At 63.4% G+C, this 17,274-nt stretch carries 14 protein-coding genes; 9 read left to right on the plus strand and 5 right to left on the minus strand.

Annotated features, from left to right (window positions below; genetic code table 11):
• The 9 genes from VIM95_RS15350 to VIM95_RS15390 all read left to right on the plus strand — a co-directional run bounded on the left by VIM95_RS15350 (window position 1) and on the right by VIM95_RS15390 (window position 12,037).
• A complete protein-coding gene (locus VIM95_RS15350) occupies window positions 1-1,263 on the plus strand; it encodes a TIGR03087 family PEP-CTERM/XrtA system glycosyltransferase (protein WP_331987369.1) in 1,263 nt (420 codons plus the stop codon).
• Window positions 1,263-2,831, plus strand: a complete 1,569-nt coding sequence (xrtA, locus tag VIM95_RS15355; RefSeq protein WP_331987371.1) for an exosortase A — start codon at window positions 1,263-1,265, stop codon at window positions 2,829-2,831. The genes VIM95_RS15350 and xrtA overlap by 1 nt, the downstream gene beginning before the upstream one ends.
• Window positions 2,828-4,036, plus strand: a complete 1,209-nt coding sequence (locus tag VIM95_RS15360; RefSeq protein ID WP_331987373.1) for a TIGR03088 family PEP-CTERM/XrtA system glycosyltransferase — start codon at window positions 2,828-2,830, stop codon at window positions 4,034-4,036. Before xrtA ends, VIM95_RS15360 begins: the two co-directional genes overlap by 4 nt.
• Before the next feature lie 41 nt (window positions 4,037-4,077).
• Window positions 4,078-6,018, plus strand: a complete 1,941-nt coding sequence (locus VIM95_RS15365; protein ID WP_331987375.1) for an XrtA/PEP-CTERM system amidotransferase — start codon at window positions 4,078-4,080, stop codon at window positions 6,016-6,018.
• Window positions 6,015-7,235 carry a TIGR04063 family PEP-CTERM/XrtA system glycosyltransferase gene (locus VIM95_RS15370; protein WP_331987377.1) on the plus strand — a complete coding sequence of 407 codons (1,221 nt, stop codon included), beginning with the start codon at window positions 6,015-6,017 and terminating at the stop codon, window positions 7,233-7,235. Before VIM95_RS15365 ends, VIM95_RS15370 begins: the two co-directional genes overlap by 4 nt.
• The gene (locus VIM95_RS15375) at window positions 7,232-8,326 is read left to right on the plus strand and encodes a glycosyltransferase family 4 protein (RefSeq protein WP_331987379.1); all 1,095 of its coding nucleotides are present in this window, start codon (window positions 7,232-7,234) and stop codon (window positions 8,324-8,326) included. Before VIM95_RS15370 ends, VIM95_RS15375 begins: the two co-directional genes overlap by 4 nt.
• A gap of 10 nt (window positions 8,327-8,336) precedes the next feature.
• Window positions 8,337-9,704 carry a phenylacetate--CoA ligase family protein gene (locus VIM95_RS15380; protein WP_331987381.1) on the plus strand — a complete coding sequence of 456 codons (1,368 nt, stop codon included), beginning with the start codon at window positions 8,337-8,339 and terminating at the stop codon, window positions 9,702-9,704.
• A gap of 72 nt (window positions 9,705-9,776) precedes the next feature.
• Complete coding sequence (locus VIM95_RS15385; RefSeq protein WP_331987383.1) at window positions 9,777-11,063, plus strand: putative O-glycosylation ligase, exosortase A system-associated; 1,287 nt, start codon at window positions 9,777-9,779, stop codon at window positions 11,061-11,063.
• Window positions 11,060-12,037, plus strand: coding sequence for a polysaccharide deacetylase family protein (locus tag VIM95_RS15390; protein ID WP_331987385.1), 978 nt, complete (start codon window positions 11,060-11,062; stop codon window positions 12,035-12,037). The genes VIM95_RS15385 and VIM95_RS15390 overlap by 4 nt, the downstream gene beginning before the upstream one ends.
• Here the strand turns inward: VIM95_RS15390 and VIM95_RS15395 are convergent.
• The 5 genes from VIM95_RS15395 to VIM95_RS15415 form a co-directional block, all read right to left on the minus strand.
• Entirely contained in the window at window positions 12,034-12,744 is a 711-nt protein-coding gene (locus tag VIM95_RS15395; RefSeq protein ID WP_331987387.1) for an FkbM family methyltransferase, read from the minus strand. The genes VIM95_RS15390 and VIM95_RS15395 overlap by 4 nt on opposite strands.
• Before the next feature lie 37 nt (window positions 12,745-12,781).
• Window positions 12,782-13,741 (minus strand): hypothetical protein, encoded by a 960-nt coding sequence (locus tag VIM95_RS15400; RefSeq protein WP_331987389.1) that lies wholly within the window; start codon window positions 13,739-13,741, stop codon window positions 12,782-12,784.
• A 76-nt stretch (window positions 13,742-13,817) separates the two neighbouring features.
• Complete coding sequence (locus tag VIM95_RS15405) at window positions 13,818-15,536, minus strand: asparagine synthase C-terminal domain-containing protein (protein ID WP_331987391.1); 1,719 nt, start codon at window positions 15,534-15,536, stop codon at window positions 13,818-13,820.
• A 26-nt stretch (window positions 15,537-15,562) separates the two neighbouring features.
• A complete protein-coding gene (locus VIM95_RS15410) occupies window positions 15,563-16,807 on the minus strand; it encodes a pyridoxal-dependent decarboxylase, exosortase A system-associated (protein WP_331987393.1) in 1,245 nt (414 codons plus the stop codon).
• 88 nt (window positions 16,808-16,895) lie between these two features.
• The coding region (locus tag VIM95_RS15415; RefSeq protein ID WP_331987395.1) for a DNRLRE domain-containing protein at window positions 16,896-17,274 on the minus strand (379 nt) is incomplete at its 5' end.

Consider the following 17,274-nt stretch of genomic DNA (forward strand, 5'->3'; position numbering starts at 1 on the left):
TTGAGCAACATACTCTTTCTTGTACATCGCCTGCCTTATCCGCCCAATAAGGGCGACAAGGTCCGCTCCTACCATCTGCTCAAGCATTTGGCGGCCAGGCACCGTGTATTCCTTGGCACCTTCGTCGACGACCCGGAGGACGAGGTTCATATCGCCGCCTTGCCGCCTTTCTGTGCAGACCTCCGTGTAGAGCGCTTGTCGCCACGCTGGGCCAAGCTGCGCAGTCTGGCCGGTCTCTTGAGCAATGAAGCGCTGACCCTGCCGTTCTATCGCAACCGTCGCCTGCAGGCCTGGGTCAACCGCACGCTGGCGACGCAGCAGATCGATGCCGTAGTGATCTTTTCCTCTGCCATGGCCCAGTACGTCCAGGGTGCCAAGGTGCCGGTGCTGGTCGACTTTGTCGATGTGGATTCGGCCAAGTGGACCCAATACGCAGGCAACCATCGCTGGCCCATGTCCTGGCTGTACCGACGTGAGGGCGAACGCCTGCTGGCCTTCGAGCGAACCGTGGCACAGCGCTCGCGGCGGTCATTCTTCGTGACCGACAATGAAGTCGCGTTGTTTCGTAAAGCCGCCCCCGAATCGGTGCCGGTCACCGAAGCCATATGCAACGGCGTCGACGCCGAATTCTTCTCGCCCGAGCATGCCCTGGCCTCACCTTACCCTGCGGGGGAGGTCTCGCTGGTCTTCACCGGCGCCATGGATTACTGGCCCAATGTCGATGCCGTGACCTGGTTCTGCACCGAAGTCCTGCCTAGCCTGCTGCAGCGCTGGCCAGGCCTGAAGTTCTACATCGTTGGACGCAGTCCTACGCAGGCAGTCCAGGCACTGGCCTCGCCGCAGGTTGTCGTCACCGGTACCGTGCCCGACGTCCGCCCCTACCTCCGCCATGCCACCCTGGTCGTGGCGCCACTGCGAGTGGCGCGGGGCATCCAGAACAAAGTGCTGGAAGCCATGGCCATGAGCCGGCCGGTGTTGGCTTCTCAAACCTGCGCCGCCGCGGTCGATGCACAAATAGGCCGCGACCTGCTGGCCGCCGATAGCGTAGGCGACTATGTGCGCCAGGTGGAAGCCGTGCTGGCCTCGCCTGAACAGGCCGAAGAGCTGGGCATTGCCGCGCGTCGCCAGGTGCTGGCCCGCTATAGCTGGGATGCCCATCTGGCCGGCATGGACCGCTACCTCGACAGCCAGGATGCGATCAGTAGCCACGCGGTGACTGCCGTGCCTGCCGATGCCGCCACGGTGCAGCAGGGAGCTGCCTGATGAACGACAGCAGCCGGCATCTGGTCGCAGCGTCCGAAGCACGAGGCGGACAAGGCGCTGATGTCCGCCTGCGCGCCCTGTTGGGCATTGCCGCTGCCTGGGTCTGGATCCTGGCCTGCTTTCATGAAACCGTGACGGCCATGGTGGCGGTCTGGTCCCACTCTGCCACCTTCACCCACGGCTTCATCGTCCCGCCGATTTCACTCTGGCTGATCTGGCAGCAGCGGCAACGGCTGGCAGCCTACACGCCGTCACCCAATCCCTGGCTCTGCCTGCCCCTGCTGGTGGCGGGTTTTTCCTGGCTGCTCGGCGCCATGGCAGAGGTCAACGCACTGATGCAGTTCGCCGTGGTCGCCATGCTGGTGCTGTCCATACCCGCGGTACTGGGTTGGACCATGGCACGGCAAATCGCCTTTCCCCTGGGCTTCCTGTTCTTTGCCGTACCTTTCGGCGACTTCGTCGTCCCGCAGATGATGGAGTGGACGGCCAACTTCACCATCGGCGCACTGCGCCTGAGTGGCATACCGGTCTACCGCGAAGGCCTGCAGTTCGTCGTACCGTCCGGCACCTGGTCAGTGGTCGAGGCCTGCAGCGGCGCTCGCTACCTGATTGCCTCGGTCATGGTTGGCACCTTGTTTGCCTACTTGAACTACCGCTCGCTGCGGCGCCGACTGCTCTTTATCGTTGCCGCCATTGCAGTGCCTATCGTGGCCAACTGGCTGCGCGCCTACCTGATCGTGCTGCTCGGCTATCTCTCCAACAACCGGCTCGCCGCCGGCGTCGACCATCTGGTCTACGGCTGGGTGTTCTTCGGCATTGTCATCCTGGCCATGTTCTGGATTGGCGCGCGTTGGCGGGAGGACGAAGCGCCGCTGCCGACCGAGGTTTATCCTCCCTTGCCAAGCGGCCGCAGTCGACCGTTGCTTGTCGCTGTCGGACTGATGTTGCTGACCCTGGTCTGGCCCTTGGCGCAGGCCCAGATCCTGAAGGCCCAGCGGGAGGCGGCGCCGCTTACAGCGCTGCCGGCGTTACCGCCCTTGGCGGGCTGGAGCCCGACCAACGATGCGAGACTCAGCGCCTGGCAGCCCCGTTTCGAGCAGGCCAATGCCAGTCTGCAAGGAGGGCTGCAGTCGCAAGGCCAACCGGTTGGCTATTTCGTGGCCTACTACCGCAATCAAGATGCCCAACGCGAGCTGGTCAGCTCGGCCAATCACCTGATCAATGCCGAGGACCACAACTGGGTCAAGCTCAGCACGGCCCGGCAGAGCATCGCCGTCAACGGCGTGGTACTGGATGTACGCGCCACCGAGTTGCGCGGTACCGAGGGTGGCAAGTTCCTGGTGTGGCAGTGGTACTGGATCAATGGCCGGCTGACCGCCAGCGACACATTGGCCAAGGCTTATACCGCCTTGGCCCGCTTGACGGGGCAGGGCGATGACTCTGCGGTGGTACTGCTATACACGCCGGCCGAGTCGGGGACCGATGCCGCCGCGACGCTGACGGCCTTTGTGCAACAGGCGGCTCCGACCTTGGACCGTGTTCTTGAGCAAGCGCGGGGGTTGCGATGAGCGCCGCTACCGACACCCGCCCGCTGATCGCCCATGTGGTCTACCGCTTCGATGTGGGTGGGCTGGAAAATGGCGTGGTCAACCTGATCAATCGCATGCCTGCCGACGCCTACCGGCATGCAGTGATCTCGCTGACGGATATCACCGACTTCAAGCACCGCATCACCCGTGATGATGTCGAATTCTTTGCGCTGAACAAGCCCCCCGGTAACGCGGTCCGCATCTATCCGCAGCTCTACCGCTTGTTTCGTCAGTTGCGCCCAGCCGTGGTCCACAGTCGCAACCTGGCGGCTCTGGAGGTGACTATCCCTGCCTGGCTGGCTGGCGTGCCTGCACGCATCCATGGCGAACATGGCCGCGACGTCAGCGACCTGGATGGCAGCAGCCGAAAATATCAGCTTGTCCGTCGCCTCTATCGCCCCTTCGTCAGCCAGTATGTTGCCCTGTCCCAGGACCTGGCCGGCTATCTGCAACACAAGGTTGGTGTGCCATCAAGCAGCATCAGCCAGATCTACAACGGGGTGGATGCGACCAAGTTCTCGCCGGCTCAGCCGCGCTCGCAGATTACCGGTTGCCCCTTTGGTGAGCCGCACCATCGTCTGTTCGGTACCGTAGGCCGGATGCAGACAGTCAAGGACCAGCTCACCCTGGCCAAGGCCTTTGTTGAGGTGCTGTCCGTACACCCCGCGCTACGCGACAGCCTGCGGCTGGTGATGATAGGTGACGGTCCCTTGCGGGCGCAGGCCATGACGGTGCTGGAGGCAGGCGGGGTTGCCGAGTTGAGCTGGCTGCCCGGTGAGCGCAGCGATGTGGCCGATATTCTGCGCGGCCTTGATTGCTTCGTGCTGCCATCGCTGGCAGAGGGTGTCTCCAACACCATCCTGGAAGCCATGGCCAGCGGTCTGCCAGTCATCGCGACCCGCGTGGGCGGCAATGCCGAATTGATGATCGAGGGTGAAAGCGGTCTGCTGGTTCCCTCGGCCGATGTACCCGCCATGGCACAGGCGATATTGCACTACGCCCAGCACCCCGAGCTGGCGCACCGCGCAGGCGAGGTGGGCAGGGCAGAGGTGGAACGGCGTTTCAGCCTCGACGCCATGGTGGCGACCTACCAGCGTCTCTACGATCGTTTTTCCTCACCCAGGGTGGCCGGTGACTATCGCCCCCGGGAGCTCGGCAAGGCCGACCGGCTGGCCAGCAAATAGCCCTCACCCAGTTCAGGCAATACAGATAGGCGAACCAGATCATGTGCGGTATTACCGGAATTTTCGACACCCGAGAGCGGCGAATCATCGATCGTGCGGTCCTGCACCGCATGAACGAGTCGCAACACCATCGCGGCCCGGATGAGGGAGGCTTGCATCTGGAGCCGGGCTTGGGACTGGGCCATCGGCGCCTGTCCATCATCGACCTCTCGACCGGGCAGCAACCGCTCTACAACCACGACCGCAGCGTCTGCATCGTGTTCAACGGCGAGATCTACAACTACCAGGCCTTGATTCCCGAGTTGCAGGCCCTGGGCTACGTCTTCCAGACCCGCAGCGATACCGAGGTGATCGTCCATGCCTGGGAGGCTTGGGGAGAAGCCTGTGTGGAGCGGCTGCGCGGCATGTTTGCCTTTGCGCTGTGGGACAGCAACAAGGAAACCTTCTTCCTGGCCCGTGACCGGCTGGCGGTCAAGCCGCTGTACTACGCCATCCTGCCGGACGGCATGCTGCTGTTCGGCTCCGAACTCAAATCCCTGCTGGCTCATGGCGGCCTGGCGCGGGAGGTCGATCCCAAAGCGGTGGAAGAGTACTTTGCCCTGGGCTATGTGGCCGAGCCGCGTACCATCTTCAAACAGGCGCGCAAGCTGCCGCCCGCCCACGTACTGACCGTGCGCCGCGGTGAGCCCATCCCCGAACCCAAGGCCTACTGGGATGTGCGCTTCAGCCTCGACAATCCGATCTCGGAACAGGAAGCCTGCACCCAGTTGCAGGCGAAGCTGGATGAATCGATCAGGCTGCGCATGATCGCCGAGGTCCCACTGGGCGCCTTTCTCTCGGGCGGTGTGGATTCCAGCGCCGTGGTGGCCACCATGGCGGGGCAATCCGCCGAGCCGGTCAACACCTGCTCCATCGCCTTTGATGATCCCGCCTTCAACGAAGCCGAGTTCGCCAAGACCGTGGCCGACCGCTACCGGACCCGTCATTACGTCGAAACCGTGGCAAGCGACGACTTCGACCTGATCGATACCCTCGCTCGGCTCTATGACGAACCCTACGCCGACAGCTCGGCCATACCGACCTACCGGGTCTGCCAACTGGCGCGCAAGCACGTCACCGTCGCATTGTCGGGCGATGGCGGCGATGAGAGTTTCGGTGGCTATCGTCGCTATCGCTTGCACCTGATGGAAGAAAAACTGCGCTCCAGCCTGCCCTACGGCGTGCGCAAGCCGCTGTTCGGCCTCCTTGGCCGGGTCTACCCCAAGGCCGACTGGGCGCCGCGCGTGTTCCGCGCCAAGACTACCTTTGAAGGGCTGGCACGTAACCCGGTCGAGGCCTATTTCCATTCGGTCTCCATCCTGCGCGACCCGATGCGAGCGCAACTGTTCAGCAACCGCTTCAAGCAAGAAGTCGGTGGCTACAACGCACTGGAGGTCTTTGAGCAGCATGCGGCCCGCGCCGGCACCGACGACCCGCTGGCCTTGATCCAATACTTGGACATCAAGACCTATCTGGTCGGCGACATCAACACCAAGGTGGACCGCGCCAGCATGGCCCACTCGCTGGAGGTGCGTGAGCCCTTGATGGACCACGAACTGATCGAGTGGCTGGCGACCCTGCCGTCCTCGCTCAAGATCCGAGGCCAGGAGGGCAAGTACCTCTTGAAGAAGGCCATGGAACCGAAACTGTCGGACGATATCCTGTACCGTCCCAAGATGGGCTTTGCCGTGCCGTTGGCGCGCTGGTTCCGCGGCCCGCTGAAGGAGCGGGTAAGGCAGGCCGTGCTGGGGCCGCGCCTGGCCGCCACGGGCTGGTTCAATGCCGACTACCTGCGCCACCTGGTGGAGGCCCACCAGTCCGGCCAGCGCGACTACAGCGCGCCGCTCTGGACACTGCTGATGTTCGAGGCTTTCCTACGTAACGTCCTGGATGAACCGGTCGCCGCGGCAAGCCCTGCCGAGCCGGCCCTGGAGAGGGTTTGAGTTTGCGTATTCTGCATGTTCTGGATCATTCCATTCCGCTGCATAGCGGCTACACCTTCCGTTCGCTGTCCATCCTGCGCGAGCAGCGCAAGCTGGGTTGGGACACTCAGCACCTGACCAGTCCCAAGCAGGTCGGCTGCGAGGTCCTCGAAGAAGACGTCGACGGCTGGCACTTCTACCGTACGCCGCCGGCACGCGACCGGCTGGCCAAGTTGCCGGTGATGGGCGAGCTGGCGCTGATGCGGCAGCTGGAGCGCCGCCTCCAGGAGGTGGCCGAGCAGGTCCGTCCCGACGTGTTGCACGCCCACTCGCCAGTACTCAATGCCATTCCCACCTTGCGGGTGGGCAAACGCCTGGGCCTGCCGGTGGTATATGAGGTCCGCGCCTTCTGGGAGGATGCCGCAGTCGACCACGGTACGACCACCGAGGGCAGCCTGCGCTACCGTATGACGCGCAACCTCGAGACCTATGCGCTCAAGCGAGCCGACCACGTCACCACCATCTGCGAGGGGCTGCGCAGCGACATCGTGGCGCGCGGCATCCCTTCGGAGCGCGTCACGGTCATCCCCAACGCAGTCGATATCGAATCCTTCGACCTGGGCGGCGTTGCCGACGAGGAGTTGAAGGCAAAGCTGGGCCTGACGGGTTGTACCGTGCTGGGCTTTATCGGCTCCTTCTACGCCTACGAAGGTCTCGATCTACTGCTGGAGGCCCTGCCGCGCATCATTGCCAGCCTGCCGGACGTGCGGGTACTGCTGGTTGGTGGCGGCCCGCAAGATGCAGCACTCAAAGCGCAGGCCCAGCGACTGGGGCTGGAAAAGTATGTGGTATTTACCGGCCGGGTTCCGCACCAGGAAGTACATCGCTACTACGATCTGGTCGACGTGCTGGCCTATCCACGCCATTCCATGCGCCTGACCGAGCTGGTCACGCCGCTCAAGCCGCTGGAGGCCATGGCGCAAGGGCGCCTACTGGTGGCTTCGGACGTGGGGGGGCACAAGGAACTGATCCAGGACGGCCAGACCGGCATGCTGTTCCGGGCCGGCAGTGCCGAATCGCTGGCGCAGGCGGTACTACAACTCTTGGCCCGCCGCGAATATTGGCGTGAACTGCGCGAGGCCGGGCGGCGTTTTGTCGAGACCGAGCGCAATTGGCGCGTCTCTGTCAGTCGCTATGTGGATATCTACAGCAGCCTGGCCGCGGGAGGCGTGCGTTGAGCGGCTTTGCCGGCCTGAGGGTCGGTCTGGTCGGCCCCTTGCCGCCACCGGCCGGCGGCATGGCCAACCAGACCCGCCAATTGGCCGAACTACTGGGGAGCGGCGGGGCGGAGGTGGAGCTGGTACAGACCAATCCGCCGTATTCGCCGGCCTGGATAGGTCGCCTTCCCGTCATCCGTGCTGTCTTCCGGCTGCTACCTTATCTCTGGGCGCTCTGGCGCTCCGCCGGTCGCTGCGACGTGTTCCACCTTATGGCCAACTCCGGCTGGTCCTGGCATCTGTTTGCCGCACCGGCCATCTGGATCGCCTGGCTGCGCGGTGTACCGGTGGTGGTCAACTACCGGGGCGGCGAGGCCGCGGCCTTTCTATCCCGCTCGCAAGCGCTGGTGCGTTGGTCCATGCGGCGCGCCGCGGCGCTGATCGTACCTTCCCGCTTTTTGCAGGAGGTCTTCGCGCGCTTTGGCATGCAGGCGGAGATCGTGCCCAATATCATCGACCTCACACGCTTTCGCCCCCGCGAATCAGCCCAACCAGATGGCCCGCATCTGGTCGTGGCGCGTAATCTGGAGCCGCTCTACGACAACGAGACCGCCTTGCGGGCCTTTCTACGCATCCATGAGCAGCTACCGCACAGCCACATGACCATCGCCGGCAGCGGCCCGGAGGAAGCCCGCTTGCGCGCGCTGGCTGCTGAGCTTGGCCTAGAGCAGGCCGTGCACTTTGCCGGCCGGCTGGACCGCGAAGCCATGGCCGAGCTCTACCGGGCGGCGGACCTGATGCTCAACCCCAGCCTGGCCGACAACATGCCGAACTCAGTGCTGGAATCGCTCGCCAGCGGCGTACCGGTGGTCAGCACCGACGTAGGCGGCATCCCCTATATCGTGGAAGATCAGGTAACCGCCTTGCTGGTCAAGCCAGGCGACCCGACAGCCATGGCAGCAGCGGCCACCCGGCTGCTGGAAGATACCGCGCAGTGGCAAAAGCTGCGCGAGGCCGGCATTGCTGAAGTGCAACGCTACACCTGGCAACGGGTTGCCCCCTTGCTGGCCGATACCTACCGCGCTACCCAGACCCGCGCAGCCCATACCTGAGAGACGAGCCATGTACACCTCCCTGGTCTCCCATTGCCTGTTTCCCCTGCACGAACGGCTCAAGGGCCATACCACTGTCGCGCTGCGCAAGGCCATGGAGGCCTCGCAATGGTGGGATGGGGCGCAGCTGGACCAACTCCGCTTGGAACGGCTACAGGCCCTGCTACGCGACGTCGGCGAGCAGGTTCCCTACTATCATCGGCTGTTTGCGGAAATCGGCTTCGACCCTGCCGGCGTGCAGTCCCTGAACGATCTGCAGCGCTTGCCATTTCTCGACAAGGCCTTGATACGCGCCCATACCGAAGACCTCAAGCACCGAGGGGCAGAAGGCTTGGCCCGCTTCAATACCGGTGGCTCATCCGGCCAGCCCCTGGTCTTCTTCATCGGCAAGCGCCGCGTCAGCCATGACGTGGCGGCCAAATGGCGTGCCACCCGCTGGTGGGGTGTCGATATCGGAGACCCGGAGATCGTGGTCTGGGGGTCGCCCATCGAGCTGGGTGCCCAGGACCGCCTGCGCCGTTGGCGCGACCGTTTGTTGCGGACCGATCTGCTGCCGGCATTCGAGATGTCGGATGCCAAGCTAGACGGTTTTATTGCCGCCATCCGCCATAAGCGACCACGTATGCTGTTCGGCTACCCCTCCGCGCTCACGCATATCGCCCTTCACGCCGAGAAACGCGGCATCGCCATGGACGACCTGGGCATCAAGGTCGCTTTTGTCACCTCCGAGCGCCTCTACGACGAGCAGCGTGCCACCATCGCCCGGGTCTTTGGCTGCCGGGTTGCCAATGGCTATGGCGGGCGCGATGCCGGCTTTATCGCCCATGAATGCCCCGAGGGTGGCATGCACCTGACCGCGGAGGACATCCTGCTGGAACTGGTCGATGCCCAAGGCCAGCCGGTGCCGGCAGGGCAGGCCGGTGAGATCGTCGTTACCCATCTCGCCACCCGCGACTTCCCCTTTATCCGCTACCGTACTGGCGATGTGGCGGTACTGGACGACAAGCGTTGCGCCTGCGGCCGCGGCCTACCAGTGCTACGTGAGATCCAGGGCCGCAGTACCGACTTCGTCACTGCGGCCAACGGCACGGTCATGCATGGTCTGGCACTGATCTACATCATCCGCGACCTCTCGGGCGTCGAGGCGTTCAAGGTCGTTCAGGAGAGTCTCACCCATACCCGCGTGCTGCTGGTGCCGGGCCCAGGCTTCGACCCCGCCTGCAAAGCGCAGATCGTGGCCGGCTTCCAGCGCCGGCTCGGTGGCGAGGTGCAGGTGGACGTTGATTGCGTAGACACCATACCACCCGAGAAATCCGGCAAATTCCGTTATATCGTCAGCCATGTTGGCGCCAGCCAACCCGTCGCCAACGCATCATGATCCTTACCTACGCCACCTGCATCAGTTCCGACCATCCCGCCCTCACGTTGCAAGTCCGCCAAGGGAGCCGCCATGCGTGACCTGCTGCTCGGCTCCATCATTGCCTATTGTGTGCTGCGGGCCTTCACCAGCCCCGCCATCGGCATCCTGTCCTGGACCGTGCTGAGCATCATGAACCCGCACCAATACGGCTGGTTGCTGGCCAAGATGCCGGTAGCCGCGGCGGTCGCGATCGCCACCATGATAGGCATCCTGCTGACCCGCGAACCACGCAGCTTCCCAGTCACGCGGGAGACGGTGGTACTGATGCTGTTCATGCTGTGGGTCTGTATCACGCTGCCATTCTCCTTCTCTTTCGATGGCAGTATCGATATGTGGAAGAAGGTCATGAAGATCGACTTCATGATCCTGCTGGCCATGGTGGTGCTGCATACCCGCGAGCACATCATGGCGCTGGCCTGGGCGCTGGCAGGCTCGATCGGCTTCTTTGGCTTCAAGGGTGGCCTGTTCACGCTGCTGACTGGTGGTAACTACCGGGTCTGGGGGCCGGACAGTACCTTTATCGAGGGCAATAACGAGATTGCCCTGGCACTGGTGATCGCCATTCCCTTGCTGCGTTTCCTACAGATGAACACCACCAAGCGGTGGATACGGCACGGCTTGACCGCAACCATGCTGCTCAGTGCCATTGCCGCGCTCGGCACGCACTCACGTGGCGCCTTGCTGGCCATCGGCGTCATGGCACTCGTGATGTGGTGGCGTAGCCGTAACAAGCTGTGGACGGGCCTGTTGCTGGTCGGCATCGGCGCCGCCATGCTGGCCTTCATGCCGGCGGAGTGGACCTCGCGGATGGAAACCATAGGCGAATACCAGCAAGACGAATCGGCCATGGGCCGTATCAATGCCTGGTGGATGGCCTGGAACCTGGCCAACCACAATTTCTTCGGCGGCGGCTTCGATATCTACAATCTGCAGCAGTTTGCGGCCTACGCGCCCAACCCCGGCGACGTGCATGCGGCGCACAGCATCTACTTCCAGGTACTGGGCGAGCATGGCTTCGTCGGCCTCTTCCTGTTCCTGCTCATGTGGTTTTTGGTCTGGCGCTCGGCCAACAAACTGCGCAAGGATGGCAAGCAGCGGCCGGAGACACAGTGGGTGGCCGACCTTGGCGCCATGTGCCAGGTGAGCCTGGCCGGCTATGCGGTAGGGGGGGCCTTTTTGAGCCTGGCCTACTTCGACCTGCCATACAACATCCTGATCCTGGTCGTACTGGGACGCCGCTGGATAGACAACGAGGGCTGGCGTACCGACAACGCCCCCCTGAACTTCTTTGGCAAGCCCAAAAAGACCGGTACATGAGTCTGATCAAACCCGCCCTGAGCCTGTTGTCGCCCGCCGCGCATGAGGCACGCCTGTCCATCCTGATCTTCCATCGCGTCCTGCCCGAGCAGGACCCGATCTTCCCCGGTGAGGCCTATGCCCGCTGGTTTGACCAGATGCTGGGCTGGCTCAAGCAGTGGTGCAATGTGCTGCCGCTGGACGAAGCAGTACAAAGGCTGGCCGCAGGCACACTGCCGGCACGGGCTGCGGCCATCACCTTCGACGACGGCTATGCCGACAATCACGACGTCGCATTGCCCCTGCTGCGCAGCCATGGTCTGAGCGCCACCTTCTTTATCGCCACCGGCTTTCTGGATGGCGGCAGGATGTGGAACGACACGGTGATTGAGGCGGTGCGCCATTGCCAAGGGTCGGCGTTGGACCTGCGTGGTCTCAATGCAGGGGAGGGCGGGCAACTGGACTGCTATTCCCTGGCTTCCGCCAGCGCCAGGCAGCAAGCCATCGGAGCCATCATCGGCAGGATCAAATACTTGCCGGTTGCGGAGCGCCAGGCGCTGACCGAGGAGATTGCCCTACGGGCCGGTGTACGGCCGGCCGACGACCTGATGATGGATACACCCAGGGTGCGGGCGTTACGTCAGGCAGGCATGCAGATCGGTGCCCATACCGTGTCGCACCCCATCCTGGCCGGGCTCTCGGCCGAGGAAGCCAGGCAGGAGATCGCCGATAGCCGACGGACACTGGAGGGCATATTGGGTGAGCGCGTAGGCTTGTTTGCCTACCCCAACGGCAAACCCGGCGCGGACTACAGTCCCGAAAGCGTGACGATTGCACGCGAACTGGGCTTTGATGCCGCCGTATCGACGGCCCCCGGAGCCGCCGTACAGGGCAGCGACCCCTTCCAGCTACCGCGCTTCACGCCTTGGGATCGCAGCCGCCATCGCTTTGGCCTGCGCCTGGCACAGAATCTCTGGCAGGCGCGGACGGCTTAGCGACGCTTCATGAAACAGTTGAGCTCCAGCAGGCCGCCGTCGGCGACGCGGTTGACCACCGACAGGTTGTAAAGCTCAAAGCCTGCGCCCTCGTAGGTCTGCAATGCCTCGGTGTAGTGCGGCATGTTCTCGTACAGCGGTACCACCGATAATTCGCTCTGCAGGCCCAAAACACGGGTAATGGCGTCGCCAGCGCCCTTGAAGACCTGCAGGTCATAACCCTGCGTATCCATCTTCAGGAAGATGCGCGGAGATGGGACATGCGCCGTCACCTCGCCCAAGAGACCATCCAGGCGGCGGACCTGGACCTCGGCGCTCTCCATGCCGGGCTCCTTCTGGACCGAATCGAGCAGGGAGCTCATCACGCTCAGCCTGGGGATATGGATGGTCATGGTCGTGTCTTCCGCGCCCAGCGCCATCTGGTGGCCTTGCCACTTCTCGTCGCCCTGGAATTGGCGTGACATAAAGGCGAACTCACGCGGAATCGGTTCAAAGGAAACGATATGCCCCTCGTAGCCGATCGCTCGCAGCTCTTGTGAGAACTGTCCGCGGTTGGCGCCTACATCGAGTACGCAGTTGATCTCCAGGGTATCCAACAACAACTTCAAATAACCCAGCTCGACGTAACGGTCGATATGGGCCTCAGGTGCCTTCACACCCATCGATACGCATTTCAGTGCAGCCGATTTCAACAAGCCATGCTTCATCAAATCGCTCCGGGGAATAGGCAGCCAATGTATGGATTCAAAGTAAGGCGAAGTCGCGCCTAGCCTGCGCCTGTGTACCACCGCAGGCCAGGCACAGCCTGGGCATGACGGCGACGCCGCTCCAATCGCGCGGTGCACGCAACTTGCGTAGCGCCAGATAGGCCAGGGGATTGCGCCGTAGCGCTTTATCGAGTGCTGCAGGATGGGCTGCTGCCCAAGAGAGCACGAGATCGGTCACATTGGCCGGCAGGTGCTCGGGTAGGCGCCGCTCCTCGGCTAGCCATTGTCTGACCGCCAGATTCTCAAGCGTGCCTTGGGCCTGCCTGAGCTTGCGCTTGAGCTGGCCCGACAAGTCGGAATAGCGCCACCATTGCTTCCGGTCGGTCTGCCAACTGGCGTTGACCGCAACATGGATGAACTCTTTCGGGTTCCAGGCGTTCACGGCTGGCTCGAAACCAAAGCCCAGCGCCGAGCCCAGGGCCGAATCGGTGCGATAGATACCGACCGGCAATTTCAGGCCGGTCCGGCGGATATGGAGCATGGCGGGGTGCGTCAGCGCATACAGGTTGCCGTGCAGCCCCCCATGGCGCAGCATCTCCTCGCGCAGGTTCAGGGCCGTACGGCCACTGCTGGGCACGCCGCTACCGGCCAGCGCCTCGGGAGTGATTTTCAACCCTTCATCCAGCTGCACGAGCGCATCCGGCAGCACCCGCACATAGCCATCGATAAAGAAGGTGCGGCGCGCGTCCGGCCAGATGGTCTGGACGTACTGGTTCCAAGTATGCGCCTTGTCACCCAGGCGTATCAGCCACAGACGGACCTCGATCGGCCCACCAGCTGGCGCAACAGCGGCAAGCACCTCTTCCAACTCCTCAGCCAGTGCTTCGTTGCCGTTGACCAGCACGTCGATCACGGTCGACAGATGCGCTGCGGCCATCACCGCAGCGACGGCCTCTCGTACTGCCCCGGCCGTCTCGCGGGCAGCAAAGATCGCCACAGCCCATTCTCTCTGGCTGCCCGCGGCTCTTTGGCCTGGCATTATGATTTCCTCCACCTTGCCCTCCCGTTTCAGGCTAGAGCTTATAGCCAGGAGCATGCTGCTGCAGCCATTGCTCCAACATCATCAATATCCACACCATCTCGCCATAATAGCCAGGGTGTTCGGCCAAGCGTTCGCCCATCAGCTTTTCCACAAAGCTTCGATGGACTATGCCGCGCTCTGCCAGGCTCTGCAGCGATACGCCAGCAAGCTCGCGCAAGCCGGCGTGGCCCAGGGTCCAGACCCCGAAGGGCAGGCCAAAGCCCTGCTTCTTCTTGGTGATGATTTCGTCCGGCAGAAAGCCACGCAGCGCCTCCTTGAAGAACCAACGCAGCTTGAGGCCCTTGAGCTTGTATTCACTGGGCAGCTGCAGCGAAAAGGCCAGCAGCCGGTCATCCAATAGAGGGAAGCCGACGGACACACCGGCCAGACCGGTTGTTCCACAAACCTTGGGTAGATCGCAATCGGCCAGGGTGTAGCGCCAATCGAAGGCGAGCACCCGGTTGATCGGACTGTCCGTGCGGGCAGCGGCCCACACCTCGCGCTGTTGCCGCAAGGGTGCGCCCTGGTCCACCTGCGCCAGGAAGGGTGCCGTCAGCACCTGATCCACCCCCAGGCGCAGCAGCAGGTTATACATCTGCAGGCGATCCGGCATGGGTACGCTGGCCTGCTCAACATAGCTCGCAGCCTTACGTAGCAAAGGCAACCGGTTGGCGGCCTGCTGGCGCAGGATAGGTTCCATGAACCCACGCCGCATACCGCCCGGCAGCAACTGGTACCAGCCGAACACCCGCTCCTTGGCATAGCGGCTATTGCCACCGAACAGCTCATCTCCGCCATCGCCGGCCAACATGCGCTCCACGCCATCCGCCTTGGCCATCAGTGCGCAGTAATAGGCGGGCAGGGCAGAGGAGTTACCGAAGGGCTGGTCATAGTGGCCAGCCACTTTGCCTATGCTGCGCACCAGATCATCCGGGGTGACGTAATACTCGTGGTGCCGGGTACCAAAATGCTTTGCCGCGATGCGCGCATAGGCCATCTCGTCATAACCAGCGGCATCAAAGCCGATCGAGTAAGTGGCTGCGGCTTGGCCACTCACCTTGCCCACCATACCTGCTACCGTCGAACTATCCGTGCCGCCGCTCAGGAAGCAACCCAGTTTTTCCGGCGCGAGCCCGCCTATCTGACGCTCCACCGCAGCGGCGAGCAGGTCTTTGAAGTTACTGCTGAGCTCGGCAAAGGGAGCGATCGAGTGATCCTCGAATTCCGCCACCCAATAAGGCGCCACAGTAAGCTGACCCTGCTCGAACAGCACATAATGGCCAGGCGGCACCCGGAACACGCCCTTGTAGATGGTGCGCGGTGCCGGGATCACGTGGAAGAACAGGTAGTCGAAGATGGCCTGGGGGTCGATCTCCGCCCCGCTGGCCAGTTCGTCGGCCCGTTCGGCAAAGCGCAGGCTATCCCCGACCTGGCGGTAACAGAGACCTTGCACCGCAAAACGATCGACCGCCAGAAAGACCCGCTTGCCGGTGCGCAGGGCAACCGAGAAATGGCCTTCCACCTGCCGGGGGGCCTGGGCACCCGATTGCTCAAAGGCCTGCTCCCAGGCGCGCAACGCGCCCTCGCTTGCCGCCATGCTCGCCAGCCGGGCATCACCAAAACAAGGCTGGCCGCTGCAAAAACTATCCGCCCGGGCTTGCGGCGCGGTACGGTCGTCAGGCGCCAAGCCGGTGCCCAGTGGTGCGTTCATATCATGCTCCATGGCCATGCCTGCCCTTAGACCAGCACTTCGCAGGGCTGCGGATGACCGAGAAAACCCTGCGGACTGGCGCTCAGACCGTAGGCGCCGGATTGGAATACCACCACCAGGTCGCCCACCTCGGCCACCGGTAGCTCCATACGGTCCGCCAGCAGGTCCAGCGGCGTGCAGAGCGGCCCCACCACGGAGGCGATCTCCCGCTGCGGTGCATGCATTCGGTTACCGATCGCCACCGGGTAGTTCTTGCGGATCACCTGGCCAAAATTGCCGGATGCCGAAAGATGGTGGTGCAGGCCACCATCGGTTATCAGGAACACCTGCCCGCGCGAGACCTTGCGGTCTATCACCCTGGCCACGTAGACCCCGGCCTCGCCAACCAGGTAGCGCCCAAGCTCGATCACCAGCTCCGCGTGAGGCAGATCGCGCGCGGCACGCTCGGCCAGCCCCGCCAGGTTGGCACCGATGCTGGCAAGCTCCAGCGGCTGCTCGCCTGGGAAGTAGGGAATGCCAAACCCGCCGCCCAGATTGAGGAAACGCACTGGGGCCGGCGCTGCCTCGGCCAAGCGGACAGCCAGCTCGTAGCTCTTGCACTGTGCTTCGACGATGGCCTCGGGCTTGAGGTTCTGCGAACCGGCAAACAGATGGAAACCTTCGAAGCCCAGGCCAGCCTCGCCGATCTGGGCGAGCAACTCGGGTACCCGCTCCGCATCTACGCCAAACTGCTTGGGCCCACCGCCCATCTTCATGCCCGAACTCTTGAGCTCGAAGTCCGGATTCACCCGCACCGCTAGGCGTGCCTTGCGGCCGCTTTCGGCCTGTATGGCAGCAAGCTCGGCGACCTCGCGGAACGATTCGATATTGATCAGTACTCCTGCAGCGACAGCTTGCTTGAGCTCCTCACGCCGCTTGCCTGGACCGGCAAAGCTGATCTCATGCGGATCGGCACCGGCATCCAGCGCGACTTTCAACTCCCCAGCCGACGCCACGTCGATACCATCGACCAAGCTGGCCATATGACAGACCAGGGCCGGCATGGGGTTGGCCTTCATGGCGTAGTGCAGCTTGATCGCCTTGGGCAGGGCCTGCCGCAGCCGTTCCACCCGCTTGTCCAGCAAAGCACGGTCATAGGCGTAGAAGGGAGTGCTGCCCACACGTTCGGCCAATTGGCTCAGCGGCAGACGGCCGATACAGAGCTGCTGGTCCTCGATAGGAAAGGGATTGATGTCGGCGTGGATAGGTGCCGTGGCTGGGGTTGCTTGCATATTCGAGTTGTCAGTCATGTCGCAAGAAGAATCAATCGTGCAACGAGCTGCCTTGGCCGCAAGGCGACCGTAGGCAGCTCGCACCTGTCTACTGGTAGACCACCACCAGTCGAGGCCGGAGGCTGGTCGTCGCATACTCACGCGAGGCGAAGGCCTTGTTGTTGCCATTACCGCTCACGCCCAGGAGCCGCCAGCCGAAGTTGCTGCCCGCACTCTGTGCCATGCTCTGCACCCCGCTGGTCACGTCTATCGTCAACCAGCCAGGGCTCCAGGCGGCCGATCCCTGGCCGTCCGCCGTCGCCACGTAGTCGGTACCCGCACCGGCCGCACCCGCCGTCGACCAGGCTACGCCAACCCGGGCCGAGTTCCAGCTTACCTGGCCCTCCGCCCAGTCCCGTAGCAGACGATGGGCACGGTAGATGTAGTCGTAGTAGCTGGTCTTGTACAGCGACAGCGTCGCCGACTGG

It is taken from the genome of Chitinimonas sp., assembly GCF_036568685.1.
GTDB lineage: Bacteria > Pseudomonadota > Gammaproteobacteria > Burkholderiales > Chitinimonadaceae > Chitinimonas.

What these genes read in the sequence shown, in the direction of transcription:
- xrtA (WP_331987371.1), top strand. Translation starts at nt 1,263, where the DNA reads ATGAACGACAGCAGCCGGCATCTGGTCGCAGCGTCCGAAGCACGAGGC.
- VIM95_RS15360 (WP_331987373.1), top strand. Translation starts at nt 2,828, where the DNA reads ATGAGCGCCGCTACCGACACCCGCCCGCTGATCGCCCATGTGGTCTAC.
- VIM95_RS15365 (WP_331987375.1), top strand. Translation starts at nt 4,078, where the DNA reads ATGTGCGGTATTACCGGAATTTTCGACACCCGAGAGCGGCGAATCATC.
- VIM95_RS15380 (WP_331987381.1), top strand. Translation starts at nt 8,337, where the DNA reads ATGTACACCTCCCTGGTCTCCCATTGCCTGTTTCCCCTGCACGAACGG.
- VIM95_RS15385 (WP_331987383.1), top strand. Translation starts at nt 9,777, where the DNA reads ATGCGTGACCTGCTGCTCGGCTCCATCATTGCCTATTGTGTGCTGCGG.
- VIM95_RS15390 (WP_331987385.1), top strand. Translation starts at nt 11,060, where the DNA reads ATGAGTCTGATCAAACCCGCCCTGAGCCTGTTGTCGCCCGCCGCGCAT.
- VIM95_RS15395 (WP_331987387.1), bottom strand. Translation starts at nt 12,744, where the DNA reads ATGAAGCATGGCTTGTTGAAATCGGCTGCACTGAAATGCGTATCGATG.
- VIM95_RS15405 (WP_331987391.1), bottom strand. Translation starts at nt 15,536, where the DNA reads ATGAACGCACCACTGGGCACCGGCTTGGCGCCTGACGACCGTACCGCG.
- VIM95_RS15410 (WP_331987393.1), bottom strand. Translation starts at nt 16,807, where the DNA reads ATGCAAGCAACCCCAGCCACGGCACCTATCCACGCCGACATCAATCCC.